A 22,666-nucleotide genomic window follows, 5' to 3' on the forward strand; every position below is an offset into this window, starting at 1 on the left:
AAATATGAGTCAATCAGGATGTAAAAAAGTCCCTTTTATTACTCCTCAATTAACTAATATGTGGGATAAAAGCTCAGAACCGTGGTTTGTAAAAGATAAGGAGTTCCGCTTTATTTATGCAAATAAAATGTTTATCAAAGCTAATAAGCTACCTGAAAATCTTGATATTATTGGGTATACCGATAAAGAATTACCTTCGCCAGTTAATCAATTCTCTCATCTTTTTGAGGAACATGATCATAAGGTGTTACAGGGTATGCAACGAATATCATCTCTTAGCACTTACCCTCAAGCAAAAAATGAACAAGCCACATCCTATTTCTGTGATAAATATCCGTTAATGGATGAAAATAAACAGTGTATTGGTATAATTTCTCACGCAAGAGAAATACATAATTTTACTGTATCTCATTATATGGAGAACAATATTCCTATATCAATTCGATTTCAACAACCTAACAATATATTAAAAGAGAAAGAATGGATAATCATTTTTTTATTCTGCCGTGGCGTTAGTAATAGATATATCGCTGACGAAATGAAAATTTCATATCGCACTGTGGAAAAATATTTCGAAAGTATCTATGAGAAACTATCAGTTAGCTCAGCAATTGAGTTAAGAACACTTTGCAAAGAGAATAGTTATGATCTTTATATTCCCCCCCAATATCTTCAATCTATAGGCCATATTTTGCTATAAATAATCGATTTCATTATTACATATTTCTCTCTGACCTGTTTAATTAACCTGAATTTTGCTTAAATTTCCCCTAACTGATATATGGATAACAATTTGATAAATCAAAATAAAGGGCTAAAAACGTGACTAAATAATCATTTTTTTGAAAATTTACTTTTCTATTTCTGTTGAAGACTTTATATAAAAAACGATGAAACCAAGAAATTCTCATGAGCACTGACGGGTGCTTTATCATGGTCGAATGGTTTACATCAATATTTTGGCAAGAAACAGGGTGTTTATGACCCTGTTTCAATTCCAAGATCCAGATATTCCACAATCAACGAACAATAATACCTAACAGAATGCCCAATGCGCCAAAGTCAGCATCACTGAATGTCGTGTTAGCAATACCGATATCCCCCAAAACGGGTAACAGAAATACGGGTAAGAAGGTAATCAGAAAGCCTTGAGTAAAAGCCCCGAGAATAGCGCCTCTACTCCCCCCTGTCGCATTACCAAAAACCCCGGCCGCCGCACCAACAAAAAAGTGCGGCACAACGCCGGGAATAATGACCGTCATACCAAGTGCATACAGGACAAACATACCGATAACACCAGCCACAAAACTGCTCAAGAATCCTACCAATACTGCATTAGGAGCGTAAGGAAAGACAACCGGGCAATCTAACGCAGGTTTAGCATTGGGTACCAGTTTGTCAGAGATTCCTTTAAATGCAGGAACAATTTCTGCAATTATCATTCTCACACCTTGCAGAATAATGTATACACCTGCGGCAAAGGTAATAGATTGCATTAGCGAGAACATAAATCCATTTTTCCCACCACTGACTTCCCTCACAAAATCACCGCCAGCAAATAAACAACTGATCATGAAAATAATCGCCATCGTAAAAGAGATGGCAACCGGTGTATCACGCAGAAACAGCAAGCTTTTCGGAACATTCATCTCTTCGGTTGAGTGGGCCTTATTTCCTAGTTTGCTGCCAATAAAACCCGCGAGAACATAGGAAAGCGAGGAAAAATGCCCAATGGCAACGTCGTCAGAACCTGTTATTTTCTTCATATATGGATGGACAATCGCCGGGAAGAAAACCATAGCAACGCCAACAACCACAGAACCAATAGCCACTAGCATCGAGCCTTTGATCCCTGCTGTTGCCAGAATCACCGCGACCATCATGGACATAAATAATGTGTGGTGCCCAGTCAGAAAGATAAATTTCCACGGGGTAAAACGCGCAATCAAGATATTGATCACCATAGCAAAGAACATGATCATGGCCATTTCTTTACCAAAACTCTTTTGCGCAATGGAAACAATTGCTTCGTTGTTTGGTACGACTCCCTGAATACCAAAAGCGTGTTGGAAAATTTCAGCAAAATCCCCCAGTGAAGAGACGACTAATCCAGCACCCGCCCCCAAGATCAAAAACCCCATAATGGTTTTTATGGTACCTTTGATACATTCAGTCACCGGTTTCTTTTGCACGATCAAACCAACAAGCGCGATAACCCCCACCAAAATCGCAGGTTCTGACAGAACATCACTCATCAGAAAATGAAAAAACTCCATGACAACCTCCCCGGTTACAGTGCACCAAGTTCAACTAATGCCACGGACAGACGTACTTTCATTGCCGATTTATCCACCATATTGTCCAGCGCAACAATTTTGCCATCGACTGCCTGAATAACCAGTTGTTCTGCAATATCTTTAGTCCCGACAAAAATGTCGCTTTGAGTTGCTTTTGCTGACCCCAGATCGACGTGATCAACACTGGCATCTATTCCCATCTCTTTCAGAATATTTTTGATGCTCATTTCCATTATCAAGCTGGTACCTAACCCATGTCCGCAAACGACAGTGATTTTCATACTGTTACCCCATAGCAAAAATAACGACTTAATACTTGTTAATCACGGCAAGAATCTCTTCTTTACTTTTGGCACTCATCAGTAATGCAATATCTTGTTGATTATCAAATAGTTCGGCAAGTTTAGCGATCACTTCGATATGGCTGTTGCTATCCGTTGCTGCCAAGACAATCAACAAATTAACCGGATCATTTTCTTCAGAACCAAACTCCACTCCTTTGCTAATCACAGTTAACGCTAAAGCTAATTTGTTGACCCCTTGTTCCGGTCTGGCATGTGGCATAGCAATTCCCGGCCCAACAACATAATAGGGACCAATTACCTCATGCGAACGATAAATAGCATCAATATAACAAGCAGAAATGGCGCCATTTTCCACCAGAGGCTGACAAGCAATCGCAATCGCTTCACGCCAATTTTTAGCATCCGGTATCACTTGGATCACATCTTGGGTGAGTAACGTCTTTAGCATCAATTTCCCCTAATTAAAATCTCATTCCACTCTACCTACTCTCTATCTTCTATCTTCTATCTTCTATCTTCTATCTTCTATCTTCTGCTAGTGATATTAGTCACAAATGATAGCGCTATCTATGATAGTAACTCATAATTGTGATAGCGCTATCATTTGTTATTTGATTAATTCACCAGAAAGCGAAAGTACATCATGGTTTTTTCCTCCACGGCTTGCCTGAGATCAGGTAGAATCCCATCGTCAAATTTATAGCCGCTAATTAAAAAAATAGAAAAATATTTTGATGAAAAAGACACGAAAACGCCGTAATACAGGGCGAGTAACATTACAAGATGTTGCTAAGTATGCCGGTGTCGGTTCAATGACAGTTTCACGCGCATTGAGAACACCAGAAGTGGTATCGGATAAATTGCGAGAAAAAATTGAACACGCTATACAAAAATTGGGATATATCCCAAATGGCGCTGCCGGCGTACTTGCTTCGGGCCAAAGTAATATTATTGCAGTACTTGTGCCCTCACTGACAGATAAAGCTAGTGCTACATTTATACAGTCACTGCAACAAGTGCTGAATAAACATGCCTTTCAAGTTTTACTTGGATGTCATGAATATGACCATAATAAAGAAGCTGAAATTATCATGACATTACTGCAAAGCAATGCAGTCGCATTGGTGATTTTTGGTTCGCTATTGGCAGATAAAACCCACAGCAATATTTCTCATATCAATATTCCCATTATTAATGTTGCAAACTCTCATCAACAGCAGACGGCAATTAATATAGAAACCGATTTTTCCGCGGCTGCCTATACGTTGACTGAACATATGTTGAATAATGGCCGCAAGCATATCGGTTATATTGGCGCCCAAATGGATAGCCGTTTACGCAATCAGCAAATTAATGGCTGGCATAAAGCCATGCTGCATCACTATCAGAATGCTGACCAAAATATCACTACCTCGGATACTGCTAGCATGCAATTTGGTCGCCAGGCAATTACTGAAATGTTATTACGTCAACCTGAACTGGAAGGTGTGATTTGCAGTCACGAAGTGATTGCCCTAGGTGTCATGTTTGAATGTCAGCGGCGTCTACTTAAAATACCCGCTGATTTGGCTGTTGCTTGTCTGGATGGTTCAAATAACTGTGACCACACACAGCCAACACTGACATCAATTCGCATTGATTATCCCCAAATAGGCAGGGACACCGGAAAATTACTGATAAAACTGCTCACTCAACAAGGTGAAGATGAAACAAAACATCAAAACAACCGATATCACCTATTTTCGTATAAGTTCGAGCCTAGACAAAGTGCTTAGTAAAATTGATCACCCTATGCTATTGTTTGGCTCAGTTAATATTGCCGGCATAATAACCGATGTCACCGAATAGCATAATCTGCATGAGCACGCTCAATCTGAAGCGTATCGGCAGTTTGTTGTAATTTAACTAGCCGCCCATCCCGCACTGTCCATATATGAACGAAACGAGAAATGAACCGTTTGCCACGCTTCACCCGTCCCAAATAATTACCCAGAACAATGACATGATCATCTGACTCAAAATATTCAGAACTGTCCACAATAAACTCATCAATATCATTTAAAAACGGCACAAAAAAATTATTTAATATATCCTCAATCCCTTCATAAACCCCACCATACCGAGATCCTTCGGTAACATCCCAAATAATATCGCTCGCCATGATCTGGCGAAGAACATCAATATCACCCATAGAGTCGTAAAAACGACGAACAATAGATATACCCGTCATCTTTCAAGTTTCCTCTTTGTTGGCTGCGCTCGCTCACCCCGGTCACATAGTTTGCTATGCTCCCGGGGATTCACTCCCTTGCCGTCGCGATGCATCTTGAAATCCATAGGGTATACATTTAATGAATCTGACATTATCATTCTCCTTCAAATTATCCTGCAATGAAATATGACCGGCTCTTATAAAATGAGCCAGCCGGATATCTTGGGACGTTCAACCAAAAAGCGCCATTAAAGCTTTAAATTAACATCCCCGAAAAACAATTCGAATATCTTTCATGTTAGGCTATCCACTGCGGGTAAGATATCCCCTTACCTAGGTAAGCACTGGATAATCAGTATAGCCTATAGCACCAGGAACCATAAAAGTTTCCGGTTGTTGTTCATTAAATGGCGCTTTAGCTAAAAACCGGTGAGGTAAGTCTGGATTGGAGATGAATAATTGACCAAAAGCCACTGCATCAGCCCGGCCGTCAGCAAGAACTTGCTCGGCACTTTCTTTAGTAAGTTCCTCGTTAGCAATATAGGTTGACCCAAAAGCCTCTTTTATCACCTTACTTAAGTCACCATCAACCACAGCATCACGTGAGAAGATAAAAGCAATACCTCGTTTACCAAGTTCACGTGCTACATATCCAAACGTCGTCACAGGATTGGAATCCGCCATAGAGTAATGACCACCACGTGGGGACAAATGCATACCAACACGTGTTGATCCCCAAACCGAAATACAAGCGTCTGTCACTTCCAGCAGCAACCGAGCCCGATTTTCGACTGAACCTCCGTACTGATCTGTGCGCAGATTAGCATTATCTTGCAAGAATTGATCGAGCAAATATCCATTGGCACCATGTATTTCTACTCCATCAAACCCGGCCGTTTTCGCATTTTCCGCTCCGCGTCTGAATGCTTCAACAATGCCGGGAATCTCCTCAGACTCAAGCGCCCGAGGAACCACAAAAGGACGTTTTGGGCGTAATAAGCTAACATAACCCTCAGCCGCAATTGCACTTGGCGCCACCGGCCGTTCTCCATTAAGGAAAACAGGGTCCGATATCCGCCCCACATGCCAAAGCTGTATAAAAATACGCCCACCAGCAGCATGCACAGCATCCGTGACCAATCGCCAGCCAGCAACTTGCTCATCCGACCAAATACCCGGCGTATTCTCGTAGCCAACTCCCTGTGGGGTTACGGAAGTCGCTTCGCTGATAATCAAACCAGCGGAAGCGCGTTGAGCATAGTATTCCGCCATTAGCGCATTAGGGACACGCCCTTCTCCTTCTGCACGGTTACGTGTCAGAGGAGCCATAAAGATGCGATTTGGCAAGTCGAGATCACCAATGCGAATTGGGTCAAAAAGTGTAGGCATATTTTTTCTCTCATATAGATTAATAAATGCACTTCGTTGCAAATCATCAATAGCTGCATAGCCAGGTCATACCAGAAACAAACTAATACAACAATGACTTTGTTTGAGAATGATATATACCGCTTGTAGCCTTTGATTTAAATAAATAGGGGTTTATTGAATGAGTGGTGTAAAAAAGGCCACGCAATACGCAGCCTTGAAACGCGCTTTATTGGATAGAGCCCCTAGCCCCTATCCAATGAGTTTTAAATCTGCTTTTCTGTGTCGCTTTTGTTCCTGATAAAAATTTTCATGAGAGCCAAAGTTCAGCAGGTATAACTCTATTTTCTCTTCAACCCAACAGTAACCAAGCAATGTTAACTGGTTATTTAACTGAAATTTATGAACTCGAAGGAAACTTAAATCACCTTTCTTCTGCTCACCGATCTCAGGATTATCAATTATTCTATCAATCTCATCTTCTACTATCGTAAGAAGATCCTCAGATAACTTAGATAATGCCTTAGAGAAACGTCTTGTTTCATAAACTTCAATCTTTGGATCTTTTTGTCCTTCTGACATAACGCGACACCTTACCGCTATTGACTTCGCTTTTTGCCAGTAAAGAATCAAGGATAAAAGAGTACGGCAAATCAGGGTTATCCTCCGCAATGCGGCCAATCTTAGCCCAATGCTCGATTTGCTTAGGTACACTTCTGCTTGAAGCTTCTGCATGAATTTTTACATCATTCACGAAATCATCATCCAAACGTATACTGATAGCCATAGTTTAGTTACCCCTCTGGGATTTTGTACTACATGCGTTATAAAATGCACGTGTATAAAATGCAACATTTTATCGCATTATGCAATTATTAATTACAATTTCGATATCTCTATTCCCATGATATAAAAGGGAACCTCTCAAAATCCCCCGCTCAACGCAATAAGATACAGAAAGGCCAATTTTATTTTCATCCTCAATAAAACTGGCTTCATTGAATTGTTGATATCGCCTGAATTACGGATCTATACCCTATGGATTTCAAGATGCATCGCGACGGCAAGGGAGTGAATCCCCGGGAGCATAGCAAACTATGTGACCGGGGTGAGTGAGCGCAGCCAACAAAGAGGCAACTTGAAAGATAACGGGTATATGGCTCAGAAAAGTCGATTTATCCCCCCCCTTTAAAAATGCGAAGTCGGTTCTATCTTTTTTAACTTCCCCCCCTCAAAAATTGATTATGATTATAAATAGCTTGCCTGATGCTGGCAGGCTGTTGGTTGATATGTAAAAAAATTGTTGCTTGGAGGATGTATATATGAATTTATTGGATGGTTTACAAAAAAAACTGGACGGTTACTTTAATAAAACAAGTGAAATCAACTATGTAAAAATATTTGATACTCCCAAAATATGGGGGCTTCCTTTTGGAAAAGAGATAATGCCACAGGCGGTTAAAAGAGCAGCGGAATTTGAAGATGCTATTGTAAGCATTCTGGAAAACATGCGTTATCGCTGTGATATTTCCTCTTTAAATGCCCCGGATGCAGAGTGGAGAAAAGTTATCCTATCAGCTATTGATAGCGCATTTACCAAAAAAATAAACAGGAAGGAGAGAACTCAGATAAGGTTCTTATTCGCTCAAACACCGACATCTTTATTAAACGGTGTGAATTCATACTTTGAAGGTACCCCTGAATATCTGGCATTGAAGAATGATATTATTAAATTAATTCAAGAAAGGAGAGATCATTGGGAGTGTATACCTGAAATATGGATTGGTCGGTTTTACAGGATAGTAGACGGACTTAAAGTATCATTAGAGAAGAAAGCGCTGCCAGAAGAAATGTTTCCAGAAGATGATACCAGAATGACATGGAATCATACAAAAATTATCGCAGTTGATGGAATTGAGTCATTTGTCGGGGGCCATAATTTAAATATGGATCTTTTTAAAAATTACCCTCCAGTTCATGATGTCTCTGTTAAAGTTATAGGAACGGCATCATTAAGCTCACAATTATTTTTAAATAACATGTGGGAGGCTGATACAGATCTCTTAACTAAAGAATTCTTTGATATAGATGAAAATAGATGGGTTAATGCAAATGGTATTGTGGGAAAGCCAGCAGATCCATTAAAAAAAGAGCACATTACTGAATATATAGACAGAAAAAAAGAAGAATGCCTAAAAAATCCACCTAAGGACCCAGAATATAAGAAAACAAGCAGGATATTATCCGTAGGTAAATATTGGTCTGGGCCTGATATGCGAACGGATTATAAAAAAGGCTCCGAAATAATGAAAGAGTTTATAATAAAGAATGCAAAGAAAAAAATCCGCATGTCCCAACAGGATCTTGTCAGTGCATGGAAAAAACAATGGAAAGATCATCATGTGTGCCGATGGTTAATCGAAGCATTACTTTCCAACCCCGAACTGGAAGTTCAAATTGTTGTATCGCCACTTGATGCAGCAGCTGGTGCTGCTGGTGATCAATATTCTTTTGGTTCTGGAGCCAAAAGAACGTTTGAAATATTTAAATACTATTTGACACATAATGAGCATACCGATGAGAAGCTGGAAGATCCTGATGGAATCAGGCAAGCCGCATTGAAGAGAATTGAGGTTGCCCCTTTTTTCTTTACAGACAAAGTACCTGAAGATCTTTTGATTGAAGGCACTACATACAAATGGCCAACCCCGGATGAAAATTCTTATACTGCTACGCTAAAAGAACCGTCTCTTGCTGAAAGACCCCCACAGATAGGTGCTATAGGACGCCCATTCCGATCCTTAATTAAAGCAAGTGGTCCGGTATATCCCAAAGTTCCCCCTGCTCCTGGGAATCATGCAAAAGTAACAATAATTGATGATGAACTCTACGTGGTTGGTTCTGATAATCTCTATCCGGGTTATCTTTCGGAGTTCAACTATCTTATTGAGGGAGAAGATGCGGTGAAGGCTTTCATAGAATCCTACTGGGAACCGTTGTGGAAATATTCAGGAACACATTCATTTAATTACAAAAATGTTTGATGTAAGTAACCAGTGTACTGATATATTCCCGCCAACTGCTGGCGGGAATATTACTTGAAAAACATTAAGGAGATGACTTTTCAGAGTAGGAAATCAAATCAACGCGTTTTTCAGTAATAATCTGGAGGCCAGCAAGATATTGAACCTGATAAACCAGATGCTGGCAACCGGATTGCCCCTGTGAAAAAGACCAATTAGATTTTGGCTGTCACCAAATATTTTGTCATTTCATCATCGGGCACCATACCACCGCCGGTTGCCCAAACCAAATGCGTAGCCTGTTTCATCTTTTCTGCTGAAAGGTTCTTATTGTTCAGGTAATCAAGGTTTCCACTCACACGAGCAGGACCCGCCATCCCAACTAACGCCGAAGGCTCTAACCGGATACCTTCATCACGATCCAGTAAGCCCAACAGATTATACATTTCCTGATCTTGAACAGTATAAAATCCATCCAGCAAACGTTCCATCGCTCGCCCAACAAAGCCGGAAGCCCTGCCTACCGCAAGACCATCGGCAGCAGTGATATTGTCGATTCCGATATCCTGTACGCAAATATTGTCATGCAAACCAGTATATACCCCCAACAACATACTGGGAGAATGGGTCGGTTCAGCAAAAATGCAGTGCACATGATCACCAAAAGCCAGTTTCAATCCAAATGCAACACCACCAGGACCGCCACCAACACCACACGGCAAATAAACGAATAGTGGGTGATCTTCATCAACCACAATATTCATCTGCTCAAACTGCGCCTTTACCCGTCCACCTGCGACAGAATATCCCAGAAACAACGTTTGGGAGTTTTCATCGTCAATAAAGAAACAGTTAGGAGTAGATTCAGCTTCTTTACGCCCTCTGGCCACGGCTACCCCATAATCTAGCTCATGTTCCACGACATTGACCCCATGTGAACGTAGCTTTTGCTTCTTCCATTCACGAGCATCGGCAGACATATGTACGCTGACATTAAAGCCCAATTTTGCACTGACAATACCAATGGACAGCCCCAAATTGCCGGTAGAACCTACAGCAATGCTGTATTGATTAAAGAATTGTCTAAACTCTTCTGAAAACAGTTTGCTGTAATCATCGTTTTCAGAAAGCAACCCCGCCTGTAATGCCAATTTTTCCGCGTGAGTTAACACTTCATAAATTCCACCACGGGCTTTAATCGAACCGGAAATGGGCAAGTGGCTGTCTTTTTTAAGCAAAATGTTCCCTGTGATACCCATACCATAATGTTGCTCCAGTGTTTTTTGCATCGTAGGTATAGCCACTATTTCTGATTCAATAATGCCATGTGTGACGGCTGTTTCTGGAAAAGCTTTACATAAATAAGACGCAAAACGATCCAAGCGTGCTTCAGCATCCTTAACATCATCAGCGCCCAAACCGACAAAAGGCAATCCCTCTTTCAAGGTGGGATTACAAGGGTTAAACCAGAAGATTTCCTCTAATTCCATCAAATTTTTTACTAACGGATGTTCATTTAGTAATTGTTGAATTTCAGTACTTTTCATATATGTATTAACCTAAAATAAGTGTTTCCCTGGTATATACCCGTCATCTTTCAAGTTGCCTCTTTGTTGGCTGCACTCGCTCACCCCGGTCACATCGTTATCTATGCTCCCGGGGATTCACTCCCTTGCCGCCGCGATGCATCTTGAAATCCATAGGGTATATAAAAACAACTCTTGCTTTTTTGATTATTAGAATTTCTTATTATATTTACTGCAACTTCCTACAAATATCAGCACATCATACTTTATTTTTTATCTTCCCCTTATTTTGATTACTACGTTAATGTTTATCTTGTTTATTATTTTAGATATAAATTTGCCTATTTTATAGGCTTCCCTGGTATTGACACTTCGCACTTCTTATTCTTATTTTTCAAGCTGAACGGTTACTTCTTTCCATTACATAATGGTAGCCATTACACGATGGTAGAAAGAAGAAACGTCCCAGCCAACGCAACCACAGAAGCAATAAATGTTGCGGTTGTATAATACTTAAAAGTTTCACTGAGCGTTGTTCCGCAATATTGCTTAACCAACCAAAACAGTGAATCAGTCACAATAGTACCGCCGATAGCACCTGAACCAATAGCCAATGTAATGATTTCAGGGCTAATATCTGGATATAGCGGCAGCATAGGCGAAACAATCGCTGTTGCCCCCATCATTGCGACTGTTGCTGAACCAACCGCCGCATGCAAAATAATGGCTACCAACCAAGACAAAAGAATTGGGTGCATATCCAGACTCGACAAAATAACAGCCAATGTATCACTAAGGCCACTGACTTTTAAAATACTATTAAATGCTCCGCCCGCGCCGATAATTAATAAAATATTGGCGATAGAAGAAAAACAATCTTCCGTTTTCATCAACAGAGTACTCATTCCCATATTTTGCTTGATGCCCAAGGTGTAATAGGCAACAAACGCGGCAATGAACATGGCTGTAATAGGATTACCAATAAATTCCAGCACCGTATAAAACGTGGTACCTTTTTCCATATTTAATTCAGTAACCGTTTTAGCCAACATTAACCCAATTGGCAATAACACAGTAAACAATGTGATGCCTAAAGAGGGTAAATTCTCTTCTTTACGAACTGCAATTTCAGAAAATTCAGCCGGAATCGATTTAAAAGGCAGACGGTTACCGAGAAGTTTCTGAAATAATGGACCACCCACCAAAGCGGCAAACAGGCCAACTATCAGCCCATAAATAATCACCGAGCCAATATCCGCACCCAATTTATTCGTCACAAATAATGCAGCCGGGTGTGGAGGAATAATACAGTGAACCGCCATCAACGCTGTACATAATGGGATCGCTAATTTCAGCAGTGACGTATTGGTTTTCCTGGCAATAGAAAATGCCAGTGGAATTAACAATACCACCCCAACTTCGACAAACAGCGTAATACCACAAACCAAACCAATCAGTACCATAATGATATCAGGTGACAGCCATCGGCATTTTTGCAATGTGATACCAATCCGCTCTGCCGCGCCGGATATCTCCATCATCTTACCAAGAATGGTCCCCAGACCAATCACTACGGCTAAAAAACCTAACGTATCCCCGATTCCCCCTTGAATGGCGCTCACCATTTCAACAGGGTTCATTCCCATTAAAGCACCGACATAAAAACTGGCTAACAATAGAGCAAGAAAAGGGTGAATCTTTAATTTAATTATCGTAAATACAATTAACACAATACTTGTGAGTAACGTACCAATCACCCAAGGTTGTGAATCCACTTAATCATTCCCCACAGTTAACCTTTGTTCGTCTCACGAATTTTCATTATTGAATATGAATATTCAATTTTTGACAAATGATTAATACATAGCCATGCATGAATCAGATTGAGCCAATTCAGTGATACCGATCAAAATTTTCACTTTATTTGCGATTTAAATCACTAAAACTATCTGAAACATACCGCCTTAATGATACGGTTATATTATCCGTCTTATCCGTCGTCGATGAACTAGAAACACGATAAATATGTACACAGATGATAATTTCATGGTTGTAAATAAGTTACTCAATGGAAGCCAGTTATCAAAGCTGCATACATTTGAGATAGCCGCTCGTCACGGCTCTTTTGTTCTGGCTGCTGACGAATTAGCTATCACTGCCAGTGCGGTCAGCCATCGAATCAGTTCTCTGGAACAAGAGTTAGGATTCAAACTGTTCCAACGTTTTCACAGAAAAATTGAATTAACTTGTGAAGGAAAGCGTTTATTTTGGACAATTAAATCAACGCTGGAACACCTAAATCAGGAAATTCTGGAAATAAAAAATCAGGAGTTATCGGGTAACCTGACTATTTACTCCCGTCCGACCTTTACTCAATGCTGGCTAGTGCCTAAATTAGCTGATTTTAATCAGCTATATCCATCCATTAACCTGAACATCTTAGTCGGTAATGAAAATGTGAATTTCCGCGGTTATGGTATCGATCTTGCGATCTATTTTGATGATATTATATCCAACGAATTATCACATCAATATCTGATGAGTGAGTATATTACCCCGGTCTGTAGCCCGCAGTATGCCGAACAACATAATCTAATGGGAAATATTGATAATCTACGATACTGCACACTATTGCATGATAAACAAGCATGGAGCTACGATTCTGATACCAAAGAGTGGAATACTTGGGCAGAACACTTTAGCATTACACTGGAGCCATCACAAAAATGTATTGTCTTTGATCGTTCCGATTTAGCTGCCGTTGCTGCAATACACCATGCAGGTGTTGCAATGGGAAGAAAAAATATGATTTGGGAAAAAATTGAAAACAATGAATTAGTCGCCCCCTTTCCCAACACTGAAGTATTATGTCAACAATATTACTATACCTGTACCCTGCCTCAACAACAGAATGAGAAAGTCAATGCCTTTATCCAATGGCTAAAATCAACTATAGACAAATAAAAATATAGCCAACCATTAACGGATATAACAAACCCGCTCTATTTTAAGTGGCGACAGTTAGTCGCCACAGAATTTAACAACGGAGTTTATTCTTCACTATTTCTATCCTTAAAAAGTCAGTAACAATGTAATGATTTGAAAATAACATCTAAATTTAATCAAAAAATATATACTCATGGTGTAAGTTATGATACTCATCACAACTGCTAGTAAGCAAATCGTTTAAATGCATTATAAAGTCGTTTATTTTAGAAGTATATAGAGTGTAATGAAATGCAAAAATTGTTATTAAGCTGTGGAGTTATCTTTTCTGTATCTGCGATAGCTTTACCTGCTCAAGCAGAACAACATACAGCCTCAATCGGATACGCCTATGTGAAACCACAAGATGTAAGTGCACTAAATGGTGCAACATTGAGTTACCGATATGAGCTTGATGATCAATGGGGGCTATTATCATCATTTACCTTTGCTAAAGGAAATGAAAAAGAAACAAAATATTACACAAGGGATGACTTAAAGTACTATTCTTTAATGATTGGCCCAACCTATAGAATTAATGACTATATTAGTTTATATGGGCAACTCGGGCTATCCAGAATAAATGATAAATCTACTGCCCACTATAGTGGTGGATATATCGAGAAAGAATCAACAAGCAAAAATACTTTAGGTTGGGGAACGGGTTTTATTATCAACCCAACTACCAATACCTCAATTACCGCCGGTTATGAAGGTAGCCGTTTTAGTATTAAAGACGGAAATGAGAAAGATCACTTATCTACTAACGGTTTTAATATAACTGTCGGCTATCGTTTCTAATTTAATTAATGAGCAATGTATCATCACCAGGGTTGAATATTCCACAAAATTGACAATCTTGGTGATTTATCGAAATAATCTTAACTCAATTCTACATGCCAGAAAGCCTAACCCTCGCTTAAGAAAGCTTATCAACAATGAGTAGCCGCCGATAATTAACGCATTTAATTGGCCTTAACTTGGTGGGTTGTCGGGGGCTCGAACCCCGGACCAATTGATTAAGAGTCAACTGCTCTGCCGACTGAGCTAACAACCCAATATGAGCAATTATTCCCCGATACAAAGCTAGCGTCAATATATTATGGCTATTTTTTTCTAAAAGAATAATTCACATTCAATTCCAACAGCATTGACAAGTTAAATTGCAACCAATTTGTTTTTAAAGTGAGATCAGACTGTTATTACTATAGTAATCTGTGTCACAATCTTTTTCGCAAACATCATCATATATAAGGCCACTTAAAGAGCCGTAACAATTTACCTAAGAAAATATTGGATACTATATACTATGGCAGAAAATATACACACTTCACTTTCCGCTAAAACCGGGGAAACGCAGTTGCAACGTAATCTAAGCAACCGGCATATACAACTTATCGCTATTGGCGGCGCCATCGGCACGGGTCTGTTTATGGGATCAGGGAAAACAATCTCTCTCGCCGGACCATCGATCATATTCGTTTATATGATTATCGGTTTCATGCTGTTCTTCGTGATGCGCGCAATGGGTGAACTATTGCTTTCAAACCTGAATTATAAATCATTCAGTGATTTCTCCGCCGATTTGCTCGGGCCCTGGGCAGGTTTTTTCGTCGGCTGGACTTATTGGTTTTGTTGGGTCATTACCGGTATCGCCGATGTAGTCGCAATCACTTCCTATATCAGCTATTGGCAACCAGATTTTCCACAATGGCTTACTTCCCTACTCTGTGTTTCACTGCTGCTCTCCCTTAATCTGGCTACAGTGAAATTATTCGGGGAAATGGAATTCTGGTTCGCTATGATAAAAATCGTTGCCATTATCGCTTTAATCGTGACAGGTGCTGTTCTGATTGGCATGCATTTTCAATCTCCAGCCGGTCATACCGCTTCACTGGCAAATATATGGAATGATGGTGGATTCTTTCCCAAAGGGTTAAGTGGATTTTTTGCCGGATTTCAGATAGCTATATTTGCCTTTGTGGGCATTGAATTAGTAGGCACCGCGGCCGCAGAAACTAAAGATCCAATGAAATCGCTACCCAGAGCCATTAATGCCATCCCGATTCGTATTATCACCTTCTACGTGCTGGCGCTGATAATTATTATGTCAGTCACACCGTGGCGTTCAATCATTGCAGATAAAAGTCCTTTTGTTGAGCTGTTTGTTCTAATCGGTTTACCCGCTGCCGCCAGTATCGTGAACTTTGTGGTATTAACCTCCGCCGCCTCTTCAGCAAACAGTGGGGTTTTCTCCACCAGCCGCATGCTATTTGGATTAGCAAAAGAAGGCGATGCACCACAGCAATTCAGCCGCCTTTCACGCCGTTCTGTGCCTGCATCAGGGTTAATCTTCACCTGTTTATGTTTATCCTGTGGTGTGGTGCTGATTTATTTAATTCCTGATGTTATGCATGTATTTACCCTAGTCACTACCGTTTCAGCCATTCTGTTTATGTTTATTTGGAGCATGATCCTATGCTCATATTTGGTTTACCGGAAACGTCGCCCAGCATTACATAAGGCTTCAACCTATAAAATGCCATTGGGTATTATCATGTCATGGGTCTGTCTGGCATTTTTTGCATTTGTTCTGATATTACTCACTTTACGGGATGATACCCGCCAGGCATTAATCATCACGCCTGTTTGGTTTCTGGTCTTAATTATCGGTTTTCAAATTGTAAAAAAACGTAGAACACGTTTGTACAGCTAACTTATTCAACTCCTTAATATCTATATACCCGTCATCTTTCAAGTTGCCTCTTTGTTGGCTGCACTCGCTCACCCCGGTCGCATAGTTTGCTATGCTCCCGGGGATTCACTCCCTTGCCGTCGCGATGCATCTTGAAATCAATAGGGTATATGACCTAGTGGTCTGGTGAAGGCATTTCGCCTTCACACTTTTTTTACCTTTATTGCAATTTACCTTATTTCAACTCATTTAGTCTTATATTGCGCCTCAGCATCAATAAAACGCTGTTGCGCTGCGCTGCTCGGCGCTTTACCCAACAGACTCACAATCACGATCGCAATAGAAGCTAAGATAAAGCCAGGAATAATCTCATACAACGCAAACCACTGGTATTTCATCCACACCAATACCGTGACGGCCCCTACCAACATCCCCGCTAATGCGCCATTACGTGTCATACGTTTCCAGATAACAGAAATCAGTATGACCGGGCCGAACGCAGCACCAAATCCAGCCCATGCATTACTGACCAGAGCCAGTACTTTATTGTCCGGGTTGGTTGCTATCACCATCGCGATGACCGCCACCAGCAGCACCATGAAACGCCCCACCCACACTAACTCTTTCTGGCTGGCAGATTTACGGATAAAGGGTTTGTAAAGATCTTCCGTCAAAGCACTTGCACATACCAGCAACTGGCAGCTTAAGGTACTCATCACCGCGGCCAGAATAGCAGAGAGTAAAATACCCGCTATCCACGGATTAAACAGAATAACCGCCAATTCCATAAAGATACGCTCACGGTTAGCTATGACCGGGCCAGACAGTTCAGGATGCACCTCAAAATAAGCAATACCAAAGAAACCGACAGCAATAGTGCCCGCCAAACATAACACCATCCAGGTCATACTGATACGACGAGCCTTGCGGATAGTGTGATGGGAGTCTGCCGCCATAAAACGCGCCAGAATATGTGGCTGACCAAAATAACCTAACCCCCAACCCAACAGCGAGATAATGGCAATAAAATTCAACCCTTTGAACATATCCATATAAGCCGGGCTTTTTGCGGCTATCAGAGCCAGAGAGGTATCAATGCCACCCACAGAGAAAATAACGATGACCGGCGTCAAGATAAGCGCAAAGATCATTAATGTGGCCTGAACCGTATCAGTCCAACTGACCGCCAAGAAGCCGCCAAGGAAAGTATAGGCAATTGTTGCTGCGGCACCGAGCCACATGGCCTTCTGATAACTGATACCAAACGTACTTTCAAATAATAATCCTCCGGCAACCACGCCAGAAGCACAATAGATAGTGAAGAATATCAGAATAACCAGCGCAGAAATAATACGTAGAATTTTGCTACTATCGTCAAAACGACCGGTGAAATAATCCGGCAATGTTAGCGCATTATTATTGACTTCCGTCTGGATACGTAGCCTGCCTGCCACCAATTTCCAGTTCAGGTAAGCACCTAAAGCAAGACCAATGGCTATCCAGCTTTCTGAAATCCCCACAAAATAGACTACGCCAGGTAAGCCCATTAATAACCAGCCACTCATATCCGAAGCACCGGCAGACAAAGCCGTTACCACGCTACCTAATCGCCTTCCTCCCAAGATATAGTCATCAAAATTTTTGGTTGAACGATAAGCCAAAAAACCTATCAACAACATTCCAGTAATGTAGACAATAAAGGTGATTAGCATTGGTGTATTTACTGTCATGCAAGTTCTCCATAGTGTTATCTGTGTTTTGCAAATCCGCAGTTCTCCCGGGTACACAGAGTTTTCCCTGCCAGGTTCAGGAACGTTGCACCTGATTGCACCTAAAGATGGACCATAATTCTAAATTGAAATAATTATTTTTGTAACCAATTAGAAAGTTACAGTGAATCCTAGATTAGCATCAGGTAATTTAACAACTAATTAACGTCATTTTTTACAAAAAACGTTTACTGAATCACATTTATTTGATTTTAAAATTATACTTTTTAACCATTTTAGGGTCATACGCCTATATTAACTACAAAATGTTAAACCAATATATATCAATCAAATAAAGTCACAAAAATAAATATATCCACATAATTATAATAACTAGATTAATTTCACAAAAATAAAACAAGCGATTCTCATAAGGTTGCACAAAGTTGCAACATGTCAGATATTATCATGCAATTTTAGATAAACCTTACCTATTAAGGAGCAAAGATGGGTAGTACAACAATGGGCGTGAAGCTTGATGAAGCAACGCGCGATCGCATTAAAGCTGCGGCACAACGGATCGACCGCACTCCACATTGGCTAATTAAACAAGCTATTTTTAATTATCTTGAACGTCTTGAAAACGATGAACAGATCGCTGAACTCTCTGCTAATCAGGATATTAAAGAAGAGAAGGTAATCGCAGAAGAAACGGTAACAGATTCGTCTCATCAACCTTTCCTCGACTTCGCAGAACATATCCTGCCTCAATCAGTAAAACGTTCCGCAATTACTGCGGCCTATCGCCTGCCAGAAACACAGGCAGTTCCCATGCTGCTACAACAGGCGCAATTGCCAGAAGATCAGGCACAAGCGACTCATAAGCTGGCTTACAGCATTGCAGAAAAATTGCGTAACCAGAAAAACAGCATGGGTCGTTCAGGTCTGGTTCAAGGGTTATTGCAGGAATTCTCACTTTCATCTCAGGAAGGCGTTGCGCTAATGTGTCTTGCGGAAGCCCTGCTCCGTATTCCTGATAAAGCCACTCGCGACGCGCTGATCCGCGACAAAATCAGTAACGGCAACTGGCATTCTCACCTAGGCCAAAGTTCGTCCATGTTTGTCAATGCAGCAACCTGGGGGCTACTGTTTACCGGCAAACTGGTTTCTACCCACAACGAAGCCAAACTCTCCAATTCACTGAATCGCATTATCAGTAAGAGCGGCGAACCATTAGTGCGTAAAGGCGTAGATATGGCAATGCGCCTGATGGGTGAACAGTTTGTGACCGGAGAAACCATCGCCCAAGCGCTGGCAAGTGCACGTAAGCTGGAAGAAAAAGGGTTCCGTTACTCCTACGACATGCTAGGTGAAGCCGCTTTAACTGAGGAAGATGCTCAGAATTATATGGTTTCTTACCAACAAGCCATTCATGCTATCGGGAAAGCATCTAACGGCCGCGGCATTTATGAAGGGCCTGGAATTTCCATTAAGCTTTCTGCCCTGCACCCGCGTTATAGCCGTGCTCAATATGAGCGCGTCATGAATGAGCTATATCCACGCCTGCTTTCTCTGACATTACAAGCTCGCCAATATGATATTGGTATCAATATTGATGCCGAAGAAGCAGATCGCCTGGAAATTTCTCTCGATCTGTTGGAAAAGCTCTGTTTTGAACCGCAACTGGCTGGCTGGAATGGCATTGGTTTCGTTATTCAGGCTTATCAGAAGCGCTGCCCCTTTGTTATCGATACAGTTATTGACTTAGCACAGCGCAGCCGCCGCCGATTAATGGTCCGACTGGTAAAAGGCGCTTACTGGGATAGCGAAATTAAACGTGCTCAAATCGACGGGCTGGAAGGTTACCCAGTTTACACCCGCAAAGTTTATACTGACGTTTCTTATCTGGCTTGCGCCCGCAAGCTGTTGTCAGTACCCAATCTGGTTTATCCTCAATTCGCTACTCATAACGCCCATACTTTAGCTGCCGTTTATCATATGGCAGGCCAAAACTATTATCCCGGTCAATATGAATTTCAATGCCTGCATGGCATGGGAGAACCCTTGTATGAACAAGTGGTCGGGAAAATCGCTGATGGTAAATTAAACCGCCCATGTCGTATTTATGCGCCAGTAGGCACTCACGAAACACTGTTGGCTTATCTGGTCCGCCGTCTGCTGGAAAACGGTGCTAACACCTCCTTCGTCAACCGTATCGCCGATACCACATTACCACTGGATGAACTGGTTGCCGATCCGGTGAAAAAGGTTCAGAAGCTGGCCGAAACCGAAGGCCAAATCGGTCTTCCACATCCGAAAATTCCTCTGCCTCACAATCTGTATGGCAAAGATCGCGCAAACTCAGCCGGTCTGGATCTTGCCAACGAACATCGTCTGGCTTCTCTTTCCAGTGCACTATTAAGTTCTGCTACCGAAGAGCAATATAGCGAGCCACTACTGGGCGGCAATTATCACCATCAAGGTGAGTTACCGGCCGCTAAACCGGTTATTAACCCAGCGGCCCCTTCGGATATTGTCGGCCATGTTCGTGAAACAACTGAACAGGAAGTCGGTCATGCGCTGGATGTCGCAACAGAAGTCGGCGCAATCTGGTTTGCGACGCCACCATCAGAACGGGCCGCTATTCTGGTTCGTGCGGCGGAATTGATGGAAAATCAGATGCAACCGCTATTAGGTATTTTGGTTCGGGAAGCCGGCAAAACCTTTAATAATGCGATTGCTGAGGTACGCGAAGCGGTCGATTTCCTCCATTATTACGCAGGACAGGTTCGCCATGATTTCGCTAATGATACGCATCGCCCACTGGGGCCAGTTGTCTGTATCAGCCCGTGGAACTTCCCATTAGCCATTTTTACCGGACAGATAGCGGCTGCATTGGCTGCCGGCAACAGCGTATTAGCAAAACCTGCGGAACAGACCCCATTAATTGCGGCAACAGCGGTCAAAATACTGCATCAAGCAGGTATTCCCCACGATGCATTGCAATTATTACCCGGCCAAGGTGAAACCATTGGTTCTCTTCTGGTGGGTGATGAGAGAGTACGAGGCGTGATGTTTACTGGCTCCACTGAAGTGGCCGGCCTATTACAACGTAATATTGCCGGACGACTTGATGCACAAGGGCGCCCAACCCCTCTGGTTGCCGAAACTGGTGGTCTGAACGCCATGATTATCGACTCTTCCGCACTGACCGAACAAGTTGTTACTGATGTGATCGCCTCTGCTTTTGACAGTGCAGGTCAACGTTGCTCTGCCTTGCGTATCCTTTGTATTCAAGATGATGTAGCAGAACGCACCATTACTATGCTGAAAGGCGCCATGTCTGAATGCCGGATGGGTAATCCTGAGCGCCTGTCTACCGATATCGGCCCGGTCATTGATGCGGAAGCCAAAGCCAGCATTGATCGTCATATTCAAGCAATGCGTACCAAAGGGCTCACGATTTATCAGGCAGCACAAGATAATGTGGTTGACAATCAAGAGTGGGATCAAGGCACTTTCGTTAAACCGACACTGATTGAACTGGAAAGCTTTGATGAATTGAAACAGGAGATTTTCGGCCCGGTTCTGCATGTTGTTCGTTTTAAACGTAACGAGCTGGATAAATTGCTGGATCAAATTAATAGCTCCAACTATGGCCTGACTCTGGGTGTCCATACTCGTATTGACGAAACGATTGCACAAGTTACCGCTAAGGCGAAAGTCGGTAATCTGTATGTTAACCGCAACATGGTAGGCGCTGTTGTTGGCGTACAGCCATTCGGTGGTGAAGGCTTGTCTGGTACCGGACCGAAAGCAGGCGGCCCACTCTACCTATACCGTCTGCTCTCTTGCCGTCCTCAAAATGCGATCAACCAAACGTTGGAACGTCAGGATGCTGAATATCCACTGGATGCCAATGTCCGTTCAGTACTGATGGCACCCTTTGATGCATTAACAGAATGGGCAGCCAATCAGCACAACGAAGAGCTAAATCAGTTAGTTCAACAATATAAATTGCTGGCACAAGGTGGCACCACTCGCCTGTTGCCTGGGCCGACGGGTGAACGCAATACTTATACCCTGTTGCCTCGTGGTCAGGTGCTGTGTCTGGCGGATAATCAACAAGATACATTCATTCAACTGGCAGCAACACTGTCTGTAGGCTGTCAGTTGCTATGGCAAAATGATGAATTACATCAGCAACTGTTTCGTCAATTACCAGATAACGTCCGTAAATCAATCAACTTGGTTCAGGACTGGCAGAGTGAAGATACGGCATTCGAAGCGGTTATTTATCACGGCGACTCTGATCAACTGCGTCAAGTTTGCGAACACGTCGCGCAACGTAAAGGCGTTATCATTTCCGTACAAGGTTTTGCCCGTGGAGAAACTAATTTGCTGTTAGAACGTCTGCTACATGAACGCTCACTGAGCATTAATACCGCGGCGGCGGGGGGTAATGCCAGTCTGATGACTATCGGTTAATTTCTGTTATAGCTAAGGGGAACACATCAAACATGTGTTCCCCCAAAATTAATCATCT

General features: G+C 41.9%; 17 protein-coding genes and 1 tRNA gene. 7 read left to right on the forward strand and 11 right to left on the reverse strand.

Going from position 1 to position 22,666, the window contains the following annotated elements:
• Positions 1 to 4 precede the first annotated feature (4 nt).
• Positions 5 to 700: a helix-turn-helix transcriptional regulator gene (locus tag LGZ98_RS09480; protein WP_262978008.1), complete on the forward strand. Its 696-nt coding sequence runs from the start codon at positions 5 to 7 to the stop codon at positions 698 to 700.
• 319 nt (positions 701 to 1,019) lie between these two features.
• On the opposite strand, the gene LGZ98_RS09485 is transcribed toward LGZ98_RS09480, so the two are convergent.
• Genes LGZ98_RS09485 through LGZ98_RS09495 form a run of 3 tightly spaced genes read right to left on the reverse strand, consistent with a single transcriptional unit; the run spans position 1,020 to position 3,050 of the window.
• On the reverse strand, positions 1,020 to 2,276 hold the full coding sequence (locus tag LGZ98_RS09485) for a PTS ascorbate transporter subunit IIC (RefSeq protein WP_262978009.1): 1,257 nt from the start codon (positions 2,274 to 2,276) through the stop codon (positions 1,020 to 1,022).
• Between the two features lie 14 nt (positions 2,277 to 2,290).
• The gene (locus LGZ98_RS09490; RefSeq protein WP_113044365.1) at positions 2,291 to 2,578 is read right to left on the reverse strand and encodes a PTS sugar transporter subunit IIB; all 288 of its coding nucleotides are present in this window, start codon (positions 2,576 to 2,578) and stop codon (positions 2,291 to 2,293) included.
• 28 nt (positions 2,579 to 2,606) lie between these two features.
• Positions 2,607 to 3,050 (reverse strand): PTS sugar transporter subunit IIA, encoded by a 444-nt coding sequence (locus LGZ98_RS09495; protein ID WP_113044364.1) that lies wholly within the window; start codon positions 3,048 to 3,050, stop codon positions 2,607 to 2,609.
• 286 nt (positions 3,051 to 3,336) lie between these two features.
• On the opposite strand from LGZ98_RS09495, the gene LGZ98_RS09500 reads away from it, so the two are divergent.
• On the forward strand, positions 3,337 to 4,377 hold the full coding sequence (locus tag LGZ98_RS09500; RefSeq protein WP_228902673.1) for a LacI family DNA-binding transcriptional regulator: 1,041 nt from the start codon (positions 3,337 to 3,339) through the stop codon (positions 4,375 to 4,377).
• 62 nt (positions 4,378 to 4,439) lie between these two features.
• Here the strand turns inward: LGZ98_RS09500 and LGZ98_RS09505 are convergent, their stop codons facing one another.
• The 4 genes from LGZ98_RS09505 to LGZ98_RS09520 form a co-directional block, all read right to left on the reverse strand.
• Complete coding sequence (locus tag LGZ98_RS09505; RefSeq protein WP_262978018.1) at positions 4,440 to 4,793, reverse strand: nuclear transport factor 2 family protein; 354 nt, start codon at positions 4,791 to 4,793, stop codon at positions 4,440 to 4,442.
• Positions 4,794 to 5,147: 354 nt separating this feature from the next.
• Positions 5,148 to 6,203: an alkene reductase gene (locus LGZ98_RS09510; protein WP_262978010.1), complete on the reverse strand. Its 1,056-nt coding sequence runs from the start codon at positions 6,201 to 6,203 to the stop codon at positions 5,148 to 5,150.
• Positions 6,204 to 6,434: 231 nt separating this feature from the next.
• The gene (locus LGZ98_RS09515) at positions 6,435 to 6,764 is read right to left on the reverse strand and encodes a type II toxin-antitoxin system RelE/ParE family toxin (RefSeq protein ID WP_262978011.1); all 330 of its coding nucleotides are present in this window, start codon (positions 6,762 to 6,764) and stop codon (positions 6,435 to 6,437) included.
• Entirely contained in the window at positions 6,733 to 6,969 is a 237-nt protein-coding gene (locus LGZ98_RS09520; protein WP_011146234.1) for a TA system antitoxin ParD family protein, read from the reverse strand. Before LGZ98_RS09520 ends, LGZ98_RS09515 begins: the two co-directional genes overlap by 32 nt.
• 535 nt (positions 6,970 to 7,504) lie before the next feature.
• Here LGZ98_RS09520 and LGZ98_RS09525 point away from each other — a divergent pair.
• The gene (locus LGZ98_RS09525) at positions 7,505 to 9,226 is read left to right on the forward strand and encodes a phospholipase D-like domain-containing protein (RefSeq protein WP_262978012.1); all 1,722 of its coding nucleotides are present in this window, start codon (positions 7,505 to 7,507) and stop codon (positions 9,224 to 9,226) included.
• A 194-nt stretch (positions 9,227 to 9,420) separates the two neighbouring features.
• Here LGZ98_RS09525 and LGZ98_RS09530 read toward each other — a convergent pair whose 3' ends face one another.
• Positions 9,421 to 10,752 (reverse strand): D-serine ammonia-lyase, encoded by a 1,332-nt coding sequence (locus LGZ98_RS09530; protein WP_113043973.1) that lies wholly within the window; start codon positions 10,750 to 10,752, stop codon positions 9,421 to 9,423.
• A gap of 416 nt (positions 10,753 to 11,168) precedes the next feature.
• Complete coding sequence (dsdX, locus tag LGZ98_RS09535; RefSeq protein ID WP_113043974.1) at positions 11,169 to 12,506, reverse strand: D-serine transporter DsdX; 1,338 nt, start codon at positions 12,504 to 12,506, stop codon at positions 11,169 to 11,171.
• 250 nt (positions 12,507 to 12,756) lie between these two features.
• On the opposite strand from dsdX, the gene dsdC reads away from it, so the two are divergent.
• Both dsdC and LGZ98_RS09545 read left to right on the forward strand, forming a co-directional pair.
• The gene (dsdC, locus tag LGZ98_RS09540; protein ID WP_113043975.1) at positions 12,757 to 13,695 is read left to right on the forward strand and encodes a DNA-binding transcriptional regulator DsdC; all 939 of its coding nucleotides are present in this window, start codon (positions 12,757 to 12,759) and stop codon (positions 13,693 to 13,695) included.
• 273 nt (positions 13,696 to 13,968) lie between these two features.
• The gene (locus tag LGZ98_RS09545; RefSeq protein ID WP_113043976.1) at positions 13,969 to 14,517 is read left to right on the forward strand and encodes an Ail/Lom family outer membrane beta-barrel protein; all 549 of its coding nucleotides are present in this window, start codon (positions 13,969 to 13,971) and stop codon (positions 14,515 to 14,517) included.
• Positions 14,518 to 14,697: 180 nt separating this feature from the next.
• Here the strand turns inward: LGZ98_RS09545 and LGZ98_RS09550 are convergent.
• Positions 14,698 to 14,773 (reverse strand) — tRNA-Lys (locus LGZ98_RS09550).
• 252 nt (positions 14,774 to 15,025) lie between these two features.
• Between LGZ98_RS09550 and cycA the strand changes: the two genes are divergently transcribed.
• Positions 15,026 to 16,432, forward strand: coding sequence for a D-serine/D-alanine/glycine transporter (cycA, locus tag LGZ98_RS09555; RefSeq protein WP_113043977.1), 1,407 nt, complete (start codon positions 15,026 to 15,028; stop codon positions 16,430 to 16,432).
• Positions 16,433 to 16,656: 224 nt separating this feature from the next.
• On the opposite strand, the gene putP is transcribed toward cycA, so the two are convergent.
• Positions 16,657 to 18,141, reverse strand: coding sequence for a sodium/proline symporter PutP (putP, locus tag LGZ98_RS09560; RefSeq protein ID WP_113043978.1), 1,485 nt, complete (start codon positions 18,139 to 18,141; stop codon positions 16,657 to 16,659).
• Between the two features lie 486 nt (positions 18,142 to 18,627).
• On the opposite strand from putP, the gene putA reads away from it, so the two are divergent.
• Complete coding sequence (gene putA / locus LGZ98_RS09565; RefSeq protein ID WP_262978013.1) at positions 18,628 to 22,608, forward strand: trifunctional transcriptional regulator/proline dehydrogenase/L-glutamate gamma-semialdehyde dehydrogenase; 3,981 nt, start codon at positions 18,628 to 18,630, stop codon at positions 22,606 to 22,608.
• The last annotated feature ends 58 nt before the right edge of the window (positions 22,609 to 22,666 follow it).

Source organism: Photorhabdus kayaii (assembly GCF_025384895.1).
Classification (GTDB): Bacteria; Pseudomonadota; Gammaproteobacteria; order Enterobacterales; family Enterobacteriaceae; genus Photorhabdus; species Photorhabdus kayaii.

Bases quoted from the DNA above. Each gene is read 5' to 3' on its own strand.
- LGZ98_RS09480 (WP_262978008.1), top strand. From the start codon at position 5: ATGAGTCAATCAGGATGTAAAAAAGTCCCTTTTATTACTCCTCAATTA.
- LGZ98_RS09485 (WP_262978009.1), bottom strand. From the start codon at position 2,276: ATGGAGTTTTTTCATTTTCTGATGAGTGATGTTCTGTCAGAACCTGCG.
- LGZ98_RS09490 (WP_113044365.1), bottom strand. From the start codon at position 2,578: ATGAAAATCACTGTCGTTTGCGGACATGGGTTAGGTACCAGCTTGATA.
- LGZ98_RS09495 (WP_113044364.1), bottom strand. From the start codon at position 3,050: ATGCTAAAGACGTTACTCACCCAAGATGTGATCCAAGTGATACCGGAT.
- LGZ98_RS09500 (WP_228902673.1), top strand. From the start codon at position 3,337: ATGAAAAAGACACGAAAACGCCGTAATACAGGGCGAGTAACATTACAA.
- LGZ98_RS09505 (WP_262978018.1), bottom strand. From the start codon at position 4,793: ATGGGTGATATTGATGTTCTTCGCCAGATCATGGCGAGCGATATTATT.
- LGZ98_RS09510 (WP_262978010.1), bottom strand. From the start codon at position 6,203: ATGCCTACACTTTTTGACCCAATTCGCATTGGTGATCTCGACTTGCCA.
- LGZ98_RS09515 (WP_262978011.1), bottom strand. From the start codon at position 6,764: ATGTCAGAAGGACAAAAAGATCCAAAGATTGAAGTTTATGAAACAAGA.
- LGZ98_RS09520 (WP_011146234.1), bottom strand. From the start codon at position 6,969: ATGGCTATCAGTATACGTTTGGATGATGATTTCGTGAATGATGTAAAA.
- LGZ98_RS09525 (WP_262978012.1), top strand. From the start codon at position 7,505: ATGAATTTATTGGATGGTTTACAAAAAAAACTGGACGGTTACTTTAAT.
- LGZ98_RS09530 (WP_113043973.1), bottom strand. From the start codon at position 10,752: ATGAAAAGTACTGAAATTCAACAATTACTAAATGAACATCCGTTAGTA.
- dsdC (WP_113043975.1), top strand. From the start codon at position 12,757: ATGTACACAGATGATAATTTCATGGTTGTAAATAAGTTACTCAATGGA.
- LGZ98_RS09545 (WP_113043976.1), top strand. From the start codon at position 13,969: ATGCAAAAATTGTTATTAAGCTGTGGAGTTATCTTTTCTGTATCTGCG.
- cycA (WP_113043977.1), top strand. From the start codon at position 15,026: ATGGCAGAAAATATACACACTTCACTTTCCGCTAAAACCGGGGAAACG.
- putP (WP_113043978.1), bottom strand. From the start codon at position 18,141: ATGACAGTAAATACACCAATGCTAATCACCTTTATTGTCTACATTACT.
- putA (WP_262978013.1), top strand. From the start codon at position 18,628: ATGGGTAGTACAACAATGGGCGTGAAGCTTGATGAAGCAACGCGCGAT.